Source organism: Halorhabdus sp. SVX81 (genome assembly GCF_029207715.1).
In the GTDB taxonomy this organism is placed as follows: domain Archaea; phylum Halobacteriota; class Halobacteria; order Halobacteriales; family Haloarculaceae; genus Halorhabdus.
On sequence record NZ_CP104322.1, the window covers coordinates 158999 to 176876 of the forward strand.

At 64.7% G+C, this 17878-nt stretch carries 14 protein-coding genes and 1 pseudogene; 5 read left to right on the forward strand and 10 right to left on the reverse strand.

Annotated elements, in window-relative coordinates; genetic code table 11:
• Positions 1–74: 74 nt before the first annotated feature.
• The gene (locus SVXhr_RS00735) at positions 75–1100 is read left to right on the forward strand and encodes a polymer-forming cytoskeletal protein (RefSeq protein ID WP_275738576.1); all 1026 of its coding nucleotides are present in this window, start codon (positions 75–77) and stop codon (positions 1098–1100) included.
• Between the two features lie 99 nt (positions 1101–1199).
• Here the strand turns inward: SVXhr_RS00735 and SVXhr_RS00740 are convergent, their stop codons facing one another.
• The 8 genes and pseudogenes from SVXhr_RS00740 to SVXhr_RS00775 all read right to left on the reverse strand — a co-directional run.
• Positions 1200–2684, reverse strand: a complete 1485-nt coding sequence (locus tag SVXhr_RS00740; RefSeq protein WP_275738578.1) for a methyl-accepting chemotaxis protein — start codon at positions 2682–2684, stop codon at positions 1200–1202.
• A 146-nt stretch (positions 2685–2830) separates the two neighbouring features.
• Positions 2831–3787 (reverse strand): thiamine pyrophosphate-dependent enzyme, encoded by a 957-nt coding sequence (locus SVXhr_RS00745; RefSeq protein WP_275738580.1) that lies wholly within the window; start codon positions 3785–3787, stop codon positions 2831–2833.
• On the reverse strand, positions 3787–5016 hold the full coding sequence (locus tag SVXhr_RS00750; protein ID WP_275738582.1) for a pyruvate ferredoxin oxidoreductase: 1230 nt from the start codon (positions 5014–5016) through the stop codon (positions 3787–3789). The genes SVXhr_RS00745 and SVXhr_RS00750 overlap by 1 nt, the downstream gene beginning before the upstream one ends.
• 2 nt (positions 5017–5018) lie before the next feature.
• Positions 5019–5312: a 4Fe-4S binding protein gene (locus tag SVXhr_RS00755; protein WP_275738584.1), complete on the reverse strand. Its 294-nt coding sequence runs from the start codon at positions 5310–5312 to the stop codon at positions 5019–5021.
• Complete coding sequence (locus SVXhr_RS00760; protein WP_275738585.1) at positions 5309–5848, reverse strand: pyruvate ferredoxin oxidoreductase subunit gamma; 540 nt, start codon at positions 5846–5848, stop codon at positions 5309–5311. Before SVXhr_RS00760 ends, SVXhr_RS00755 begins: the two co-directional genes overlap by 4 nt.
• Positions 5849–6134: 286 nt before the next feature.
• Complete coding sequence (locus tag SVXhr_RS00765) at positions 6135–6809, reverse strand: HAD family hydrolase (protein ID WP_275738587.1); 675 nt, start codon at positions 6807–6809, stop codon at positions 6135–6137.
• A gap of 653 nt (positions 6810–7462) precedes the next feature.
• Complete coding sequence (locus tag SVXhr_RS00770; protein WP_275738589.1) at positions 7463–8416, reverse strand: endo-1,4-beta-xylanase; 954 nt, start codon at positions 8414–8416, stop codon at positions 7463–7465.
• A gap of 97 nt (positions 8417–8513) precedes the next feature.
• Positions 8514–8660, reverse strand: a pseudogene (locus SVXhr_RS00775) (YbhB/YbcL family Raf kinase inhibitor-like protein); the annotation flags it as partial.
• A 453-nt stretch (positions 8661–9113) separates the two neighbouring features.
• Between SVXhr_RS00775 and pyk the strand changes: the two are divergent.
• The gene (gene pyk / locus SVXhr_RS00780; protein ID WP_275738592.1) at positions 9114–10862 is read left to right on the forward strand and encodes a pyruvate kinase; all 1749 of its coding nucleotides are present in this window, start codon (positions 9114–9116) and stop codon (positions 10860–10862) included.
• Positions 10863–11043: 181 nt separating this feature from the next.
• A complete protein-coding gene (locus tag SVXhr_RS00785; RefSeq protein WP_275738594.1) occupies positions 11044–12018 on the forward strand; it encodes an ROK family protein in 975 nt (324 codons plus the stop codon).
• 16 nt (positions 12019–12034) lie between these two features.
• Here SVXhr_RS00785 and SVXhr_RS00790 read toward each other — a convergent pair whose 3' ends face one another.
• Both SVXhr_RS00790 and glpK read right to left on the reverse strand, forming a co-directional pair.
• Complete coding sequence (locus tag SVXhr_RS00790) at positions 12035–13099, reverse strand: hypothetical protein (protein ID WP_275738596.1); 1065 nt, start codon at positions 13097–13099, stop codon at positions 12035–12037.
• A 3-nt stretch (positions 13100–13102) separates the two neighbouring features.
• Entirely contained in the window at positions 13103–14635 is a 1533-nt protein-coding gene (gene glpK / locus SVXhr_RS00795; protein WP_275738598.1) for a glycerol kinase GlpK, read from the reverse strand.
• Between the two features lie 206 nt (positions 14636–14841).
• Between glpK and glpA the strand changes: the two genes are divergently transcribed.
• Positions 14842–16599, forward strand: a complete 1758-nt coding sequence (glpA, locus tag SVXhr_RS00800; RefSeq protein ID WP_275738600.1) for an anaerobic glycerol-3-phosphate dehydrogenase subunit GlpA — start codon at positions 14842–14844, stop codon at positions 16597–16599.
• A complete protein-coding gene (gene glpB / locus SVXhr_RS00805; protein WP_275738602.1) occupies positions 16589–17875 on the forward strand; it encodes a glycerol-3-phosphate dehydrogenase subunit GlpB in 1287 nt (428 codons plus the stop codon). The genes glpA and glpB overlap by 11 nt, the downstream gene beginning before the upstream one ends.
• The last annotated feature ends 3 nt before the right edge of the window (positions 17876–17878 follow it).

A 17878-nucleotide genomic window follows, 5' to 3' on the forward strand; every position in this document is an offset into this window, starting at 1 on the left:
CTTCCTGCGACGCCGTCAGACGCCCGTCAGACGCGTGCTGGGGGTTTAAGACGGTAGATTCCACACGTACGAACGTGCTGCGATCGACGCCGCTCGAGGAGTTGGTGATCCCCGACGGGACGACCGTCGAGGAGCACGATCTGGTCACCGACGGCGACGTGATCGTCGGCGGCCAGAGTACGGTCGAGTTTGGCGTCCGGGGGAACAACGTCATCGCGGGCGAGCGGACGCGATTCGGCGGCCACATCGAGGCCGAGGGCGACTGCCGGCTCGACATGTGGTGTGACGTGAGCGAGGATGTCCTCGTCGGCGAGGACGCCTATCTCGGCGAGCGCGTCCACATCGGCGGGGAACTGAAAGTTGCGGGCGATCTCGACATCGGCGACGACGTCGACATCGACGACGGCTTCGAGGCCAACGGCTGGATCGTCATCCGGAACCCGATGCCGACGATCGTCTTTCTGTTTGTGTACCTCTCGCACCTGCTGCGGATCGGCGAGGAAGACGCTGCCGAGGACGTCCTGGCGGCCGCTCTGGACGCTGATCAGGATGCCCAACCGCTACTCGTCCCCCGCGGGACCCACGTCAGCGACGACGCCTGGCGGGTCTCCGCGCCGGGGCGAATCGGCGATGACTGTCGACTCCACGGGAACCTTCGGGCCGAGTCACTCACCGTCGGCCGGGACACGATCGTCTTCGGGTCACTCCGGGCGAAAGACGACCTCACGGTCGGCCGGGCGACCGAGATCAAGGGCGACGTGACCACGCGGGGAGGCACTGTCTCGATCGGCCCCGGCGTCCACGTCTGGGGCGATATCGCCGCCGAGAACGTCAAACTCCACGAGAACGCGACCGTCGAGGGAACGATCCGGGTCGCCGACGAGATGGAGATGCACACCGACAACGTCCTCGACGCCGCCGACGAGGCGGCCGAGGCGATGGCTGCGGTCGCTGCCGATCTCGACGAGACGGATTTCGTCGAGGACGGCGCTCCCGAACGGTCAGCTGACGACCCTGCCACAGATGACGCGGGAGCGACTTCGCCACCGGCGGACACGGATTCGGCGGCTGTCTCTCCCGAGTCACAGTCCGGCGAATAGCGGGCTGGCGGTGGCGTACTCAACGTTTGGCCCGTCGGTCTCGCTCCGTGGCACGTCCCACGAAAAGAACCGCCCCCTGGTCACCCCAGTCGCCCCGCTTTATTCCGTTTCGTACCGATCGAACAGGTTCGAGAGTTGCTTTGCGCGCATGCTGAGTGTCTTGGCGTTGACGTACATCTCGCCGAGTGCGAGGGTCTGCTCCTCGGCGACGGCGGCGACGCTTTCGGCCTCGTCCATGTTCTCGCGGCTGATCTCCGCAGCACTGTCAGCGATACTTGCGACCTCCTCGCTGGAGGCGGCCTGGTCGTCGGTCGCGTCGCTGATCTCTTTGATGCCGCTGGTCGTGTCCTGGACGTGATCCAGGACGGATTCTAAGGCTTCGAGTCCGTCGTCCATCGTCTCCTGGCCGTCGCTGACGGTTTCACGCATCGTCTCCATCTCCTCGACAGTCTGGGTCGTCTGCTCCTGGATGTCGGTGATCAGACTCTCGATCTCGCCGGTGGCGTCTTTGGTCTCCTCGGCGAGACTCTTGACCTCGTCGGCGACGACGGTAAAGCCGTTGTTGTTGCCGTTGCTCGCGTGGGCGGCCTCGATGGAGGCGTTCAGCGCGAGGATGTTGGTCTGCTCGGCGATGTCGTCGATGAGGTCGACGATCTGGCCGACTTCGTCCATCCGGCTGTCGAGGGTTTCGACGGTCTCGACGACGTGTTCGGTCTGGTCGTCGACCTCGTTCATGGCGTCGCTGACGTCGCGGGCAGCCTCGATCCCCTCGACTGTCCGGCGCTCGGTCCGGTCGGCCTTCTCGGCGACCTCGTCCGAGGAGGCGGCGACTTCCTCGATCGTCGCCGACATCTGGCCCATCTCCTCGGAGATCTGGGTCACCTGCTCGTGTTGCTCGTGGAAAGCGTCGGCGATGTCCTGGATGCTCTCGGCCATGTTCTCGCTGGCCTCGCGGACGGCTTCGGTTGCGGTCGAGACCTGTCCGCTCGACTCGGCGACGTCGTCGCTGAACTCGTCGGCCGCCCGGATCGTCCGTTCGAACGCGATCACCGTCTCGTTGAAGCGGTCTGCGAGTTCCAGGAGTGATTTGGACTCCGTATCGGCGGACAGCCGGACGGTCAGGTCGCCGTCACCGGCCGCCCCTGCTGTCTGTGCGTACTGGGTTACCGTGCTGTCGAACTCGCTGGCATCGTCGGCGATCCGCGTCCCGCCATCCGGTGTCAGCACTGTCCTGGACGGCGACAGCTGGTGATCGTTCCCGGCTCTGCGGGACTCGATCGTCTCGCGTGCGTCCGCGAGGTCCCGCTGGAGCGCCGACCGGTCGTCTTCCAGTGCCGACTGCGTAGCTTCCAGCTCCGCGATCCGATCTTCGAGGGCCGTCCGTGTCGCGTGAAGCGATTCCAGACGGTCCCGGATGGTGGTCATGGTGACTGCGAGCGTTGCAACCGCGAGAACGAAACCGCCACCTGCCAGGAACGGATACGCTGCCGGCGGTGCCACGAACGGCAACGCGGCCTGTATCACGGCATGTATCAGTTGGAATGCAAGAGCGGCGCGCGTCTCTCGCGTGAGGGGGCGTGCCATGACCTAACGTAGATAGATGATCCTTATATATCCTTCTACCACGCACGGATCAGTGTGGAAAACTGAGGGACGAAACGGGGAAAGCTGCAAACAACAGTGGATATGCTGCAGGAACTATCGGTGATCTATATCGTGGCGTGGGCGTCTCAGGCGTCGAGTCCGAGATCCTCGGCGCGGTCGTCGATCCACGCCTGGAGCTCCTCGATGGCCTCTTCGCCGTCCTCGTCGTCGAAGAGGTGCTTGAACCGCCCCTGAGTCTCGAGCCACTCGCGGACCGGCTTGCGGTCGCGGATCTTGTTCACGTCCGTGATCTCGCCGTCTTCCATCTCGAAGACCGGGAACAGTCCGGTCTCGACGGCGAGTTCGGCGAGTTCGACCGTCTTCGAGGATTCGTAACTCCAGCCGACCGGACACGGCGAGTAGACGTGCAGGAACTTCGGCCCGTCACGCGAGATCGCCTCCTCGACCTTCTGCTTGAAGTCCCGCGGGTTCGAGATCGAGGCCGTCGCGACGTAGCCGACGCCGTGGTCGGCCGCGATCGAGGCCATGTCCTTCTTGTTGGTGTCGTTGCCGATGCTGACGTCGCCGGCCGGCGACGTCGTCGTCGAGGCCCCGAGCGGGGTCTGACTCGAGCGCTGGACGCCCGTGTTCATGTACGCCTCGTTGTCGTACATGATGTAGGTCACGTCGTGACCGCGTTCCATCATGCCCGAGAGGGCGCGGATGCCGATGTCGGCGGTCGCGCCGTCGCCACCGACCGCGATGATGTTGAGGTCATCGGAGTCCTCGACGTCGAGGTGATCGGGGTCCCGGCGGTCGAAGGACTTGTAGGCGGCCTCGATACCCGAGGCGACGCTCGCTGCGTTCTCGAAGATGTTGTGGATGTAGCTGGTGCCCCAGGAACTCTCGGGGTAGGGCGTCGAGACGACCTCCATACAGCCAGTGGGCTGGCTGATGATGGTGTTCTCGCCGGCGGCCTCGGTGATGTACTTCATGGCCAGCGCGGGGCCACACCCGGCACACGCGCGGTGGCCGGGGTTCCAGAGTTCCTCGCCGTGTTCGACCTCGTCAGTGAAGTCCTGATCCTGTAAGTCTGAACTCATCAGTTGTCACCTCCGGTCTGGAGGAGTTCCTCACGCAGCTGTGGCCACGATTCCTGCTCGTCGAAGGTCATCGGATGGGAGGCCTCCATGGTCTCCTCGATCATCGCGCCGATCTCGGCGGCGGTGATGTCCCGGCCGGCCATCCCGATGACGAAGCTCTTGATCGGTGGCTGGTTCTCGGCGTGATACAGCGTGCCCTTGATCTCGCCGGCCAGCGCGGACTCGTAGCCGGGCGACATCTCCTTGGTCAGGACGCCGACGGCCTCGGCGTCGCCGAGCGCTTTCCGGATCTCTTCGGTCGGGAACGGCCGGTGGACGCGCGGACGGACGAGCCCGACGTCGACGCCTTGCTCGCGGTACTGATCGATGACGCCGCGGATCGTCCCGCACATCGACCCCAGGGCGACCAGACGGTAGTCGGCGTCGCCGTGGTAGGTGTCGATCATGCCGTTGTACTCGGTGTAGTCCCGGCCGAAGACCTCCTTGAACTCCTCGACAGTCTTCGCCCAGACGTCCTTGGACTCCATCATCGCGGCCTGGATCTCGTAGCGGGCCTCCGTCCAGTGTTCCGGTCGGGCGTAGGCACCCATCGTCTTCGGGTCCGAGGGGTCGAGTGTGAATTCCGGATCCCGCGGGGGGAGGAACTCGTTGACCTCCTCCTCGCTTGGGATGTCGGCGGGTTCCTGGACGTGGGTCAGAATAAAGCCGTCAAAGTTCGAAAGGACAGGGAGATTGACCTGTTCGGCGACACGGAAGCCCATCAGGACGTGGTCGATGGCTTCCTGGACGTCCTCGGCGTGGAACTGGAGCATGCCGCCGTCGCGCTCGGCGAAGGCGTCGGTGTGGTCGGCCCAGATCGAGAGGGGGGCCGACAACGACCGGTTGGCGACCGCCATCACGATCGGCAGGCGCATGCCAGCCGCCGTGAACAGCGGTTCGCTCATCAGCTTCAGGCCCTGACTCGACGTCGCGGAGAACGCACGAGCGCCGGCGGCCGACGCGCCGATACACGTCGAGGCGGCGTTGAACTCGCTGTCGACCTTGATGAACTCGCTGTCGAGTTCCCCGTCGGCGACGAGTTCCGAGAGCTTCTCGACGACGCCCGTCTGGGGCGTGATCGGGTACGCCGAGATGACGTCGGGGTCGGCCGCCATGACGCCCTTCGCCACGGCCGACGTCCCCTTCATTACCTGCTGTTCGTCCGAGGGGTTCAGTTCAGCTTTTGCCATTGTTATTTCTCCTCCCGAATCATTTCGATCGCGTCGGTCGGACAGACCTCGTCACAGATCCCACAGCCCTTGCAGTAGTCCAGATCAAACCCGTAGAGATCCTTTCCCTCGACCGGCTTGGCTGCCTGGTCGGGACAGTACGTATCACACTGTCCACAGGCGATACAGGCGTCGGGATCGACAACGGGCTTGAACTGCCGCCAGGATCCCGTCTTGTTCACGCGGGACGTGTTCGGTTCCACGACGGCACCGGTCGTAATCGTCAGGTCTTCGTATGGGTCTTCCGATTGGCTCATGCTGATACCTCCGAGAAGGCTTCGTTGGTCGCGGCGACGTTCTGCTCGCCGACCTCGCCGCCGAACTTGCGGGTGATGACGGCTTCCATGCTCTCCTGGTCCAGCAGGCCGGTCGCGCCGGCAAAGGCACCCAGGAGGGCCGTGTTCATGATCGGGCGACCGAGGTGCTGGAGGGCGATCTCGGTCGCGTCGACCGTGACGACCTCGGCATCGGTCTCGATATCGAGGTCTTCGGGGTCTGCGTCAGTGTTGACCAGCACGAGGCCATCCTCGTTGAGCCCGTCGGTGACGTCGACGTACTCGAGCAGGCTCGTGTCCTGGACGATGACGAAGTCGGGCTCGTCGACCTGGCTGCGATCCGTGATCTTTGCCTCGTCGAAGCGCGCGAACGCCTCGACGGGCGCGCCCCGTCGCTCGACGCCGAACGCCGGGAACGCCTGTGCCCAGGTCCCTTCTTCGTGTGCTGCCTGTGCCAATAACTGTGCCAGTGTAACCGAACCCTGGCCGCCACGACCGTGAATGCGTATTTCTTCCATTGTGATCACCGTGATAGAGTGACATCGAACGTGCGATGGTGGGCTCTTGGTTGACCCCCTACGCCGTGTCGTCGCACGTCGTCGGTCATCGGAGAGTCCACCTACTTCAACGTATGTAATACATTATAACTAAAGTATACCCCCAAAATTCGGGGTGTTTAAGGGCAGTACGTCCGGTTTTTCACGATTTACCCCGAACGTATGTAAGGTAACCGATCATTCTAAATTATCTTTTGTTATAGTTTGGCGACAGCTACAGGGCACAGCTACCGCTCCGCCCCGTCAGTCAGGACTCCTCGCCCGCAAGCGGTTTCAGGCCGTGGAGGGATTCGATAACCCGGGTTGGCTCCGCTTGACCGACCGGTCGATCGCCGTCCCGGACCAGCAGTGCCGAGTCAGTACCGGCCCGATGGGCCGTCTCGACGTCCGAGCGTCGATCGCCGACGAAGAGCGTATTGACCGGGTCCACGCCGAGGTCATCGAGGGTCTGCCCCAAGTAGTGGGGGTCTGGCTTCATTCGATCGTAGCCGGCCAGCGTGGGTGCCCGGCCGCGGACGGCCCCAAAGACATCCCCCCAGTCGAAGTAGTCACGGACGAACCGGACGGTGCCGTGGCGGTTGTTGCTCACGATCCCCAGCGTCGCCGCCTCGGCCAACTCCATGAGCACGTCGACGTCGTCGAACGGTTCGCGCTCGCCGGCCGTGATTCGCTCGTTTTCCAGAACTGTCGAGGCGTGTTCGCGATAGCCCCAGAAGGCGTCCGGAGCACAGTCGTGCCGGTCACAGAACCGCCGGACTTCGTCAGTATCGTCCAGGTTAACCAACTCCTCGGGGACCGCTTCAACGGTCACGTCGAAGTCAGCGAGCGTCTCCCGGGTCGCTTCTCGGTAGACGGCGGGGGCCGTGTGATAGCCCGTTAGCAGGACGCCGTCCAGGTCGAAGACGATGGCGTCGTAGGACACGGATATCGTTCCTTCGGGCAACTCGCAGGTAGATGTTGTGATTGGGGTTGTCTGGCTCGCGGTCACATCGGGTGTCCGGATAGGACGGGCCGGAATCGAAAACGGCTTAGTCCCCTCTCGTCGATGACTGGCCCTCCTGAGAGAGCAGCCAGATCCGTTCCCGTCGGCCACGAAGTCATCGTTGCTCCTACGCTACGAGCGTGGTCACCGGACAGTCATCGTCGGCCCCGTGGGACGCCGGCAAACATACAGTCCCCCGAACGGCCGGGCCGCTCCCCCAGGCTGGGGGGCACTGCGACGACCGGGAACGCCTCCCCCGAGACCCCCGGCGATTCGACACGGCGGGAACCAGGCGTGCGAACGATGCCCCGACGAATCTTCGCTGATGGCGACTCAGCCGCCTCGGTCAGTTCGACGACGGTCCGGACTCGTCATCGTCGAGCCCGAGCACCGATTTGACCGTGTCGATGATCCCCTCGTCGTCCGACATAGACATTCGTTACATATCTGCCACTGCTTACTTAATATTTTCCTCCAGGATGGATTTCCGATATGCTATTCGAGAAATACTGCGACGTGTCTCGGGGTGGACCGTACACCGTGGTCGTCTGACACTGGCCCGGGTCGTTGTTCGCCCAGCCGCGTTCCGCTGCTTACGACAGCAGGTCGACGACCGCGTCGTAGGCGGGTTTCCGGTCGTAGCTGTCGTCGAGCAGGAGGGGGTCCTCGGTCAGCGTGTCGTCGAAGTGGGGGATCCATGAGTGGTGGTCGGCGACGCCCCAGGCGACGATAGTGTCACAGCCCGCCTCGGTGGCTTTCTCGACGATCTCACGATAGTACTCGGCCTGGACCGTCAGGTGGTCCTCGGGCGGATCTTCGGCCGTGTAGGCGACATCCATCTCGGTGATCTCGACCTCCAGGCCGAGGTCTTTGAAGCGCTCGATGTTCTCGGCGACCGAGTCGGGATCGACGGGGTCGTGCAGCGCGTGCATCTGGAGGCCAACGCCGTCGATGGGGACGCCACGGTCGAGCATGCCCGAGACCAGCTCGTAGATCTCGTCGGACTTGTCGTTGATCCCGTCCGCGCCGTAGTCGTTGTAGAAGAGGTCAGCGTCGGGGGCGGACTGGTGGGCCCACTCGAAGGCCTTATCGAGGTACTCCTCGCCGAAGGCCCGCAGCCAGGGCGTCTCGCGCAACCCGCCGTCGTCGGCGACGGCCTCGTTGACGACGTCCCAGGTGTCGACGTCGCCGGCGTACCGCGCGGCGACCGTACGGACGTGGTCTTCGAGCAAGCGGCGGAGTTCCCGGTCGGTGTACTGGAAGGGGACCAGCCATTCGGGCAGCTGGTTGTGCCAGACCAACACGTGCCCGCGGAAGTACATGTCGTGTTCGCGGGCGAACTCGGCGATCAGGTCGCCGTCCGTGAAGTCGTACGTGTGCTCGTCGGGTCGCAGCGGCCCCATCTTCATGGCATTCTCGGCCGTGACGGCGTTGTACTCCCGCAACGCGTCCCGATACTGGAAGTCTCCCCGGATCGGGTCGGCTGCGGCCGCTGCCCCGATTTTGACATCGTTGTCGTCTGCCACGTCTCGCAGGGTCGGTGCCATATCCGAACTGTCGGCCGTTCGCAGTATAAATATGTGGATGTATTTCTTCCAATATGCCGGTTCGCGGACACGGGCTTGCGGGTCCGCTGACACGGTCCGGTGCGTCCGTTCCTTCGAGCGTTGCCTCGGCGAGGACGTGACCCTCGATGGCGGCTTCGAGGTCGTCCGTCGTCGCCCCTGGCCCCAGCGACAGCGTCGTGTCCAGCGCGTACGCGACAAATCGATACGCGTGCCGGCCGTCCGGCACGCCCGCGATCGAAAGCGGGAGTTGACGGTGGCTTCGGTGTCGTCACTCCCCCTCGGGATCGCCGTCCCCGAAGGCCGGGCTGGTGAGTGATGTTGCTGCCATCGTTGTTCTCACGGGTCGGCTTCCGGCCACGTTCGCTCGCACCGTTGTTTCCCCGTTACAAAAGTATCTGCCCGCTAAACATACACTACATAAATGTATATAAACTAACCTTATTCGTTGCTGTATCCATTTTCGAATTACTTCCCACGTGGGAACTATATATCTATGTTTTCTTATATTTTTGACCACGTACCCGCGGTGCGTAGTCACATACCACGCTTCTTTGTGGTAATTCTTGCCGTATCGGATCGCTCTGATAAGTTTCATATCCCTGGGGGACAGAGTCCTCTAGACATGGCGATCACCGCCACCCGACGGTGGCCGTCACCCCCGGAGGGACACTAACAAATGCGCAACGCCAAAATCGTCTGTACGCTCGGACCTGCATCGGAGACTAAAGAGGACATCAGGGATCTCGCCGAGGCCGGCATGTCGGTCGCCCGACTCAACGCCAGCCACGGTTCGCCGGAACACCGGCGCACGATGATCGACCGCATTCGCGAGGTCGACGCGGAGATGGACAAATCCCTCGCGGTCATGCACGACATCCCCGGCCCGGAAGTTCGGACTGCCCCGATCCGCGACCCGATCGAACTCGAGGGTGGGACCACGATCCGGTTTTATAAGGGAGATGACGCGACACCCGAAGAGGTCGGCCTCTCCGTGGACATTTCGGTCGTCGAACCGGGCGACAGTGTCCTGCTCGACGACGGCCGCATCGAGACGACGGTCGAAAAAGTCGAGGATGGCGATGTCTATGCCCATGTCGAGAACGGCGGCGAACTCGGCGCGCGCAAGGGCGTCAACGTTCCCGGCGTCGAACTCGGCCTCCCGTTCCCGACTGAACAGGACCGGACGGAACTCGAAGTCGCCGCCGAGAAGGAAGTCGACCTCGTGGCGGCGAGTTTCGTCCGTGACGGCGACGACGTCCGCAAGATCGGCGACTTCCTGGAGAACGAAGGGACCGAAGTGCCGGTCGTCTCGAAGGTCGAACGCAAGGGTGCCGTCGAGAATCTCGACAGTATCATCGAGGCGTCCTACGGCGTGATGGTCGCTCGTGGTGACCTCGGCGTCGAGTTACCCCTCGAAGAGGTGCCGCTGTATCAAAAACGGATCATCCGGCAGTGTAACGAGGCCGGCGTGCCCGTTATCACCGCCACGGAGATGCTCGACTCCATGGAGGAGTCCCGACGCCCGACCCGCGCGGAAGCCTCAGACGTGGCCAATGCCATCTTCGACGGGACCGACGCCGTCATGCTGTCTGGCGAGACGGCCATCGGCGAGCATCCGCCTCGCGTCGTCTCGACGATGGCCGACATCGTCAACGAGGTCGAACAAAGCGCGGAGTACGCCGAACTCCGCGACCAGCGGATTCCCCATTCCGATAAGACTCGGACCGATGCCCTCGCGCACGCGGCCCGAACGCTGGCGGACGATATCGACGCGACCGCGATCGTCGCCGCCAGCGAGTCGGGCTACACCGCCCTGCGGACGGCCAAGTTCCGCCCCGAGGTCCCGATCATCGCCTCGACCCCAAGCGAGCGGGTTCGCAGACAACTCGCGCTCGCGCGTGGCATCTTCCCGACGACGGCCCCCTTCACGACGGAGGGCGCCGACGCAATCGTCCAGAACGCCGTCCAGTCGGCGCTGAAGACCGGCATCGCCGAGAGCGGCGACACCGTCGTGGTCATCTCCGGCATGATGACCGAACTCGAGGGCACCAGTACCTCGAATATGCTCAAGGTTCACCTGGCGGCCGAGACCGTGGCAACTGGACAGTCCGTCGTCGACGGACTCGTCACGGGTCCGTTGGTGCGAACCGCCGACGGTGATCTCGAAGACGTCCCTGACGATGCGATCGTCGCCGTCCCCGAGGACTTCGACGACGAGTTCCTGGGCGATCCCGAAACGCTCGGCGGGATCATCGATGGCCACACGAACCGACGCGGGCACGCTGTCACCGTCGGTCGTCGCCTCGACATTCCCACGGCGAGTCACATGACGGTTCCCGACGACCTCGAAGACGGGGCGACCGTGACGCTCGACGCCGAGCGCGGCGTCCTGTATAAGGGCCAGCTCGGAACGCTCGACGACTGAGGACACGGCTTTCGGTTCCGTTGTTGCTTCGTCACTGTTTGGGTCCGAGATAGCTCGACTTGCGTTCGTCTTTTCACGCAGCCTTCGTGGCAGTGCCCACCCACTTTCAGTGGCAGCGAGGCGATACCATTCACATCGAAACGCGTGCAGTTAAGTGGACCAACGCCATTCCTGAACGTATATGGCCGCATACGCAGGTGTCGACCTCGGTGCGACGTACGTCCGTGCCGTCGTCGGTGACGAGACTGGCGAGGAGATCGGACGGGACAAAGGAGAGACGCCGCCTGGACCGACTGGCACCGCCGTAACTGAGGCAATCCTCGAGACGCTGCGTGCCGCGTGTGCGGACGCGGACGTCGACCCATCCGACCTCGAGGCCGTCGGGATCGGGTCGGTCGGGCCGCTGGACCTCGACGAGGGCGTCGTCGAGAACCCGGCGAACCTCCCGGATACGATCGAGACGATCCCCCTGGTGGGGCCGATCGAGAACCTCACCGGGGCGGACGAGGTGCATCTCCACAACGACGCCAACGCCGGGGTGATCGGTGAGCGGTTCTACAGCGACCAGAACCCCGACGACATGGTCTATCTCACTATCTCGACGGGGATCGGGGCCGGTGTCTGCGTCGACGGCCACGTTCTCAGCGGGTGGGACGGCAACGCCGGCGAGATCGGCCACATGACCCTCGATCCGGAGGGAACGATGACGTGTGGCTGTGGTCAGGAGGGTCACTGGGAAGCTTACGCCTCGGGGAACAACATTCCCCGGTACGCCCGGGAGTTCTACCAGGCCGGCGACTGGGAGACGGACATGCCCGTGATGGACGCTGATTTCGAGGCCCCGGACCTCTTTGAGTACGCCGGTGAGGACGCGTTTGCCGACGCAATTATCGAGCGCCTCGCGACGTTCAACGCGATGGGCGTCGCCAACATCGTCCAGGCCTACGCGCCGCTGGTGATCTACGTCGGCGGCGCAGTCGCCGAGAACAACCCCGAACTCGTCGTCGGGAAGATCCGCGAGCGCCTCCCTGACATGGTCTTTGGCAACATTCCGGACCTCGAGATCACGACGCTCGGCGACGACGTGGTGGTCAAGGGTGCACTCGCGAGCGCCCTCACCGGGGGCACCGGCGACCGCGAAAAGCTGCGCGAGTAATCGAACCTTCAGACGCTCAGAGGCCCAGATATCCGGCGTTCGGGAGCAGCCCCGCCAGATAGAGGATGCCGACGAGTGTCATCACGATCGCGATCGCCATCGCCGGCGGGTCGAGATGGGTTCCCGAGTGGGCGTAGAAGACCCGCTGGGTGACCTCGCCGAGCAGGGCAGCCAGGATGCCGAAGCCACCGGCCACGAGCAGCACCAGCGGTTCGCTGTCGACTGTCGCCATCGCGAGGATCGCTCCCACCGATCCGATGAGCGTGATGTGGTGGGTGACGGGGATCTTCTCGACGCCGAGGTTGAGAAAGAGCAGGCTCATCGCCGAGACGGCATAGCCCATGAACACGCTGCCCGTTTCGAGCCAGATGTACCCGCTCACGATCCCGGCGACGAGCCCGATCGCGGTGACACCGGCCCACTCGTACTGGTGGGGGAGCCAGGGCTCGGTTGCGGGGCGTGTGGGCTCGCCGGTCTCGGCCGGTCGCTCCTCGCCACGCTCGAACGGCGACATGTCGAGGACGTTCGCCCCCGCGACGCGGCCGACGATCGGGTAGTCGAATGCGATGCGGGCGATCACGGCCGTCGCCACGACCGACAGCGCGATGTTGTCCGTCGGGAGGCCGAGACCGTTGCCCACCTGTGTGATGACCATCCCCAAGGCCCCGAAGACTGCTCCCACGGCCAGGATATCGGGCTTCGTCCCGAACGCATAGAGGATGTTCTTCCCGGGATGATAGGCCCAATCGCCACTCGCCATCTCGGGGTGGTACCGCCCGGCGTAGGCCGTCGCGGCGACGCCGCCGGCGAAGGCGACGTGTGGGCCGGTCACCATGCCGAAGCCGATCGTCCCCGTCACGCCGGTCGCGATGTCGCCCTCGATTGCGGTGAGATCCCCCAGGTTCCCTTCGAGGATCGCCAGCCCCTCGCCGAGGAAGACGACGAAGCCGGTGAAGACGAACGCGGGCACGGCCCCGAGAGCCGCCCCGAAGGCACCGCCGGCCAGCGCCGCGATGAGCAACACGAGGAACGCCTCAACGCCGAGACCCACGACCGGCAGCGTCAGGACTGCCTCCACCACGATTTACTCCTCCTGGGCCCAGTCCTTCGCGCGGTCGACAGCGTCGTCCCACCGACTGTACATGCGGTCGGCGTCTTCCACCGGGATCTCCGGCGTGAACTCCCGGTCGACGCGCCAGTTCTCCCGGAGTTCGTCGAGGTCGGCCCAGTAGCCGACGGCGAGACCGGCCGCGTAGGCCGCCCCGAGGGCGGTCGTCTCGTCGACCACCGGCCGGACGATCTCCGTCCGGATGACGTCGGCCTGGAGTTGACAGAGGAAGTTGTTCTTGACGGCCCCGCCGTCGACCCGGAGTGCGGTCGTCTCGATCCCCGAGTCGGCCTCCATCGCCTCGGCGACGTCCCGCGTCTGGTAGGCGATGGCCTCCAGCGTGGCTCTGACAATGTGCTCTTTGCGAGTCCCGCGGGTCATCCCGACGATGGTCCCGCGGGCCCGGCCGTCCCAGTGGGGTGCCCCGAGGCCGGTGAAGGCCGGGACGAGATAGACGCCATCGGTCGAATCGACCGCACTGGCGAGGTCGGCGGTCTGGGCGGCGTTGTTGATGAGGTCGACGTCCTCGAGCCACTCGATGGCCGCGCCGGTCGCGAAGATCGACCCCTCGAGGGCGTACCGGACGGGCTCGCCCGACCGCTGGAAGGCGATCGTCGTCAGCAGGCCGTGGTCGGATTCAACGGCCTCGGTCCCCGTGTTCATCAGATAGAACGAGCCGGTACCGTAGGTGTTCTTGGCGTCACCTTCCTCGAAGCACGTCTGGCCGAACAGCGCCGCCTGCTGGTCGCCCAGTGCGCCGGCGACGGGGATCTCCGCGCCGAGGAACCCGTCGGGATCGGTGTGGCCGTAGAGAGCCTCGTCCGAGGAGGGACGCACTTCCGGCAGCATCGCCTCGGGGACCCCGAACTCGGCGAGGAGTTCCTCGTCCCACGCCATCTCGTGGACGTTGTACAGCATCGTCCGGGAGGCGTTGGTCACGTCCGTGATGTGATTGCCCGTGAGATTGTAGATCAGCCACGCGTCGATGGTGCCCATCAGCAGTTCGCCGTTTTCGGCACGGTCGCGGAGGTCCGCAGCCCGGTGACTCTGGAGTTTCAGTGGCTCGGCGTTGTCCAGAATCCATTCCGTCTTCGTCGCCGAGAAGTACGCGTCGGGTTCGAGACCGGTCTTTCCACGGATCCACTCGACCTTGTCTTCGTCCTGTAATTGCTCGACCCGGTCGGTCGTCCGGCGGTCCTGCCAGACCAGTGCGTTGTGGACGGGCTTGCCAGTGTCTGCATCCCAGACGAGCGTCGTCTCGCGCTGGTTGGTGATCCCAAGCGCCTCGAGTTGTTCAGCTTCGATTCCGGCGTCGGCCAGTCCCGCAGTGACGACCGCTTTCGTTGTCTCCCAGATCTCGAGCGGGTCGTGCTCGACCCATCCTGGCTCCGGATAGAACTGTTCGTGTTTCTCGTAGGCGTTGCCCGCGACCTGGCCGTCGCGGTCGAACACCATGAAGCGCGTGCCGGTCGTTCCCTGATCGATCGCGCCGACGTAGGTGTCTGTCATGCATTGGATTCCCGGTCGAGCACCCGTTGTGCTACCGGCTATTATATTGGTTATAAATAGTTATAAAATTTACCTAACCCGCTTTCTCTTCCTATATCGTCCGCTATCCGGGTTCAACCGCCGGATACCACGCAGCTGGTTCGGGATTCGATATGTCCGACAGAGCGAACAATAAAGTAGCCGTGGGCCGTGGACAACGATACCAAATGACAACTTCCCCATCGGTGCTCGTGATCGGCGGCGGCTCGACGGGGGTCGGGATCGCCCGGGACGCCGCGATGCGTGGGTTCGACGTGACCTTAGTCGAGAAGGGCAACCTTACCCACGGCACGACCGGCCGGATGCACGGGCTGCTCCACAGCGGCGGTCGCTACGCCGTCTCCGATCAGGCGAGCGCGCGTGAGTGCATCGACGAGAACATGATCCTCCGGGACATCGCCACCCACTGCGTCGAGGACACGGGCGGACTCTTCGTCAAGCGACCGGAGGACACCGAGGAGTACTACCAGGAAAAATTGGACGGGCTCAGGGAGTGTTCGATCCCCGCAACCGAACTCACCGCCGAAGAAGCACGCCGGAAAGAGCCGTTTCTCGCCCGGGACATCGACAAGGCGATCGAAGTGCCCGACGCGGCGATCGACCCCTTCCGGCTGTGCGTGGCCAACGCCATCAGTGCTGCAAACCACGGCGCTCGCATCGAGACGTTCTCGGCGGTGACCGACCTGCTGGTCGAGGACGGCGAGATCGTCGGCGCGGAGGTCACCCACGAGAGCGGCGAGGGCAACCGCGTCCATGGGGTCGAGGGGTCTGTCGAGGAGATCCGCGTCGACCATATCGTCAACGCCGCGGGGGCCTGGACCGGCCAGATTGCGGCGATGGCCGACATCGACGTCGAGGTACGTCCGTCGAAGGGGGTGATGACCATCATGAACGTCCGGCAGGTCGACACCGTGATCAACCGCTGCCAGCCAAAGGGCGACGCCGACATCGTCGTGCCCCACGAGACGACGGCGATCCTCGGGACGACCGACGAGGAGGTCGGCGACCCCGAGGACTACCCGGAGGAAGAGTGGGAAGTCGATCTCATGATCGAGGAACTGTCGAAACTCGTGCCGATCCTCGAAGACGCACGCACGATCCGGTCCTTTTGGGGTGTCCGTCCACTCTATGAACCACCCGACACCGGGACCGACGATCCGACGGATATCACGCGGGAGTTCTTCCTGCTCGATCACGACGAACGCGACGGCATCCCTGGCATGACGACCATCGTCGGCGGGAAGCTGACGACCTACCGACTCATGGCCGAGCAGCTCGTCGATCACCTCGCCGAGAAATTCGGGATGGAGACGACCTGCCGGACGGCCGAGGAACCGCTTCCCGGCAGTGAAGACGAAGGCGTCATCGACGATGCGATGGACGATTTCGGCCTGCGCTCGCCGATCGCCAAACGGAGCGCCGAGCGCCTGGGGTCACGAACGCAGGAGGTTCTCGACACCGACGAGCCGAACCCGGTCGTCTGTGGGTGTGAGGCCGTGACGCGTGCGGAAGTCAACGACGCCATCGAGCAGTCCGGCACTGACCTCAACGCCGTCCGGATCCGCACCCGGGCCGGGATGGGCAACTGCCAAGGTGGGTTCTGTAGCCATCGGCTGGCGAACGAACTCCACCCCGATTTCGACGAGGGGCGCGCACGGGCGGCGCTCGACGAACTGTACCAGGAGCGCTGGAAGGGCCAACGTCACGCGCTCTGGGGGAGACAGCTCTCCCAGGCGATGATCACCTACACGATGCACGCGCTGACGATGAACCGCGATCGCGACCCCGCCGGCGGCGGATCGCTTGACTTCGGCGCGTTCGATTCCGGGCCGTCGAACACTCCCGCGGCCGGCGACGGACAACCGGCGGACGGAACCGCAGACGTCGCCACCGACGGTGGCAGGGGGGATGGCCGTGGCGATTGACTCGGATGTCCTCGTGATCGGCGGCGGGATCGCCGGGCTCTCGGCGGCACTCTCGGCGGCGCGAGCGGGGGCCGACGTGCGACTCGTCAGCGAGGCCGAGACGACGCTGCATCACGCAAGCGGCCTGCTCGACGTCCTGGGCTACCCGCCGAACGCCGACGGTGACGGGCCGGTGGTCGACCCGTTCGACGCCATCGGGGATCTGCCCGACACCCACCCGTACGCGATCGTCGGCGCGGGAACGGTCCGGGATGGCCTGGCGATGATCGACGACGTGCTGGGGGAGACGTATCACGGCAGCCACACCGACGCGAACGCCCTCGTTCCGACCCACGGCGGGACGGTCAAGCCGACGGCGCGGTATCCAGCGAGCGTCGCGGCGGGCCTGGCGAGCGACGACCGCGACATCCTGCTCGTCGACTTCGAACGGCTCACCGGCTTCGACGCCGGCGTGGCTGCCGAACATCTCGACGCGGCGGGGATCCCCGCTGAGACGAGCGCCGCGACCGTCGAGTTCCCGATCGTCGTGCGCGACGACGCGAAGGTGACCCGGTACGCCCACCTGCTCGACGAGAACCCGACGGTCGACGGTGCTGGCAGCGATCGGCGCGTCCGGGCCGCCCTGGCCGACGCAGTCGAACCGTCCGTCGAGGACGCCGAACGGATCGGGTTCCCTGCGGTGTTGGGCGTCGACCACCCGGCGGAGATCCGGGACGAACTCGAAGGCCGTCTCGGTGCGGCGGTCTTCGAGATCCCGATGGGACCGCCCAGCATCCTCGGTGGTCGGCTCGAAGACCGGCTCTATGCCGCGCTCGATGATGCGGGCGGACAGATCGAGTCCGGCGGCGGGCCGATCGTGGGATTCGACGCCGAGGGCGGGATGATTTCGGCGGTATACATGGATCGATCGGGCAGTCAGATACCCTACGCGGCCGAGGAGTACGTCCTCGCGACGGGTGACGTCGCGGGCGGCGGGATCGACTCGGACCGTGAGGGCGTCGCCGAACCGATCTTCGGCTGTCACGTGCCTCACCCGGACGATCGCTACGAGTGGTTCGAGGGCGAGGCCTTCGGTGACCATGCCTTCGCAGAGTTCGGGGTCGTCGTCGACGATGCGCTCCGGCCGATGGATGAGGGAGGCACCCCGGAATTCGCGAACCTCCGGGCGGCGGGGGCCGTGATCGGCGGGTACGACTACCCGGCAGAGAAATCAGCGAGTGGCGTTTCCATCGCGACCGGCTACGCCGCCGGTCGGCGTGCGGCGAGGGAGGGCTAATCC

Excerpts from the sequence above, each read along its gene's own strand:
- glpA (WP_275738600.1), top strand. The coding sequence starts at position 14,842 with ATGACAACTTCCCCATCGGTGCTCGTGATCGGCGGCGGCTCGACGGGG.
- SVXhr_RS00770 (WP_275738589.1), bottom strand. The coding sequence starts at position 8,416 with ATGGCACCGACCCTGCGAGACGTGGCAGACGACAACGATGTCAAAATC.
- glpK (WP_275738598.1), bottom strand. The coding sequence starts at position 14,635 with ATGACAGACACCTACGTCGGCGCGATCGATCAGGGAACGACCGGCACG.
- SVXhr_RS00755 (WP_275738584.1), bottom strand. The coding sequence starts at position 5,312 with ATGAGCCAATCGGAAGACCCATACGAAGACCTGACGATTACGACCGGT.
- SVXhr_RS00785 (WP_275738594.1), top strand. The coding sequence starts at position 11,044 with ATGGCCGCATACGCAGGTGTCGACCTCGGTGCGACGTACGTCCGTGCC.
- SVXhr_RS00760 (WP_275738585.1), bottom strand. The coding sequence starts at position 5,848 with ATGGAAGAAATACGCATTCACGGTCGTGGCGGCCAGGGTTCGGTTACA.
- pyk (WP_275738592.1), top strand. The coding sequence starts at position 9,114 with ATGCGCAACGCCAAAATCGTCTGTACGCTCGGACCTGCATCGGAGACT.
- SVXhr_RS00745 (WP_275738580.1), bottom strand. The coding sequence starts at position 3,787 with ATGAGTTCAGACTTACAGGATCAGGACTTCACTGACGAGGTCGAACAC.
- SVXhr_RS00740 (WP_275738578.1), bottom strand. The coding sequence starts at position 2,684 with ATGGCACGCCCCCTCACGCGAGAGACGCGCGCCGCTCTTGCATTCCAA.
- SVXhr_RS00750 (WP_275738582.1), bottom strand. The coding sequence starts at position 5,016 with ATGGCAAAAGCTGAACTGAACCCCTCGGACGAACAGCAGGTAATGAAG.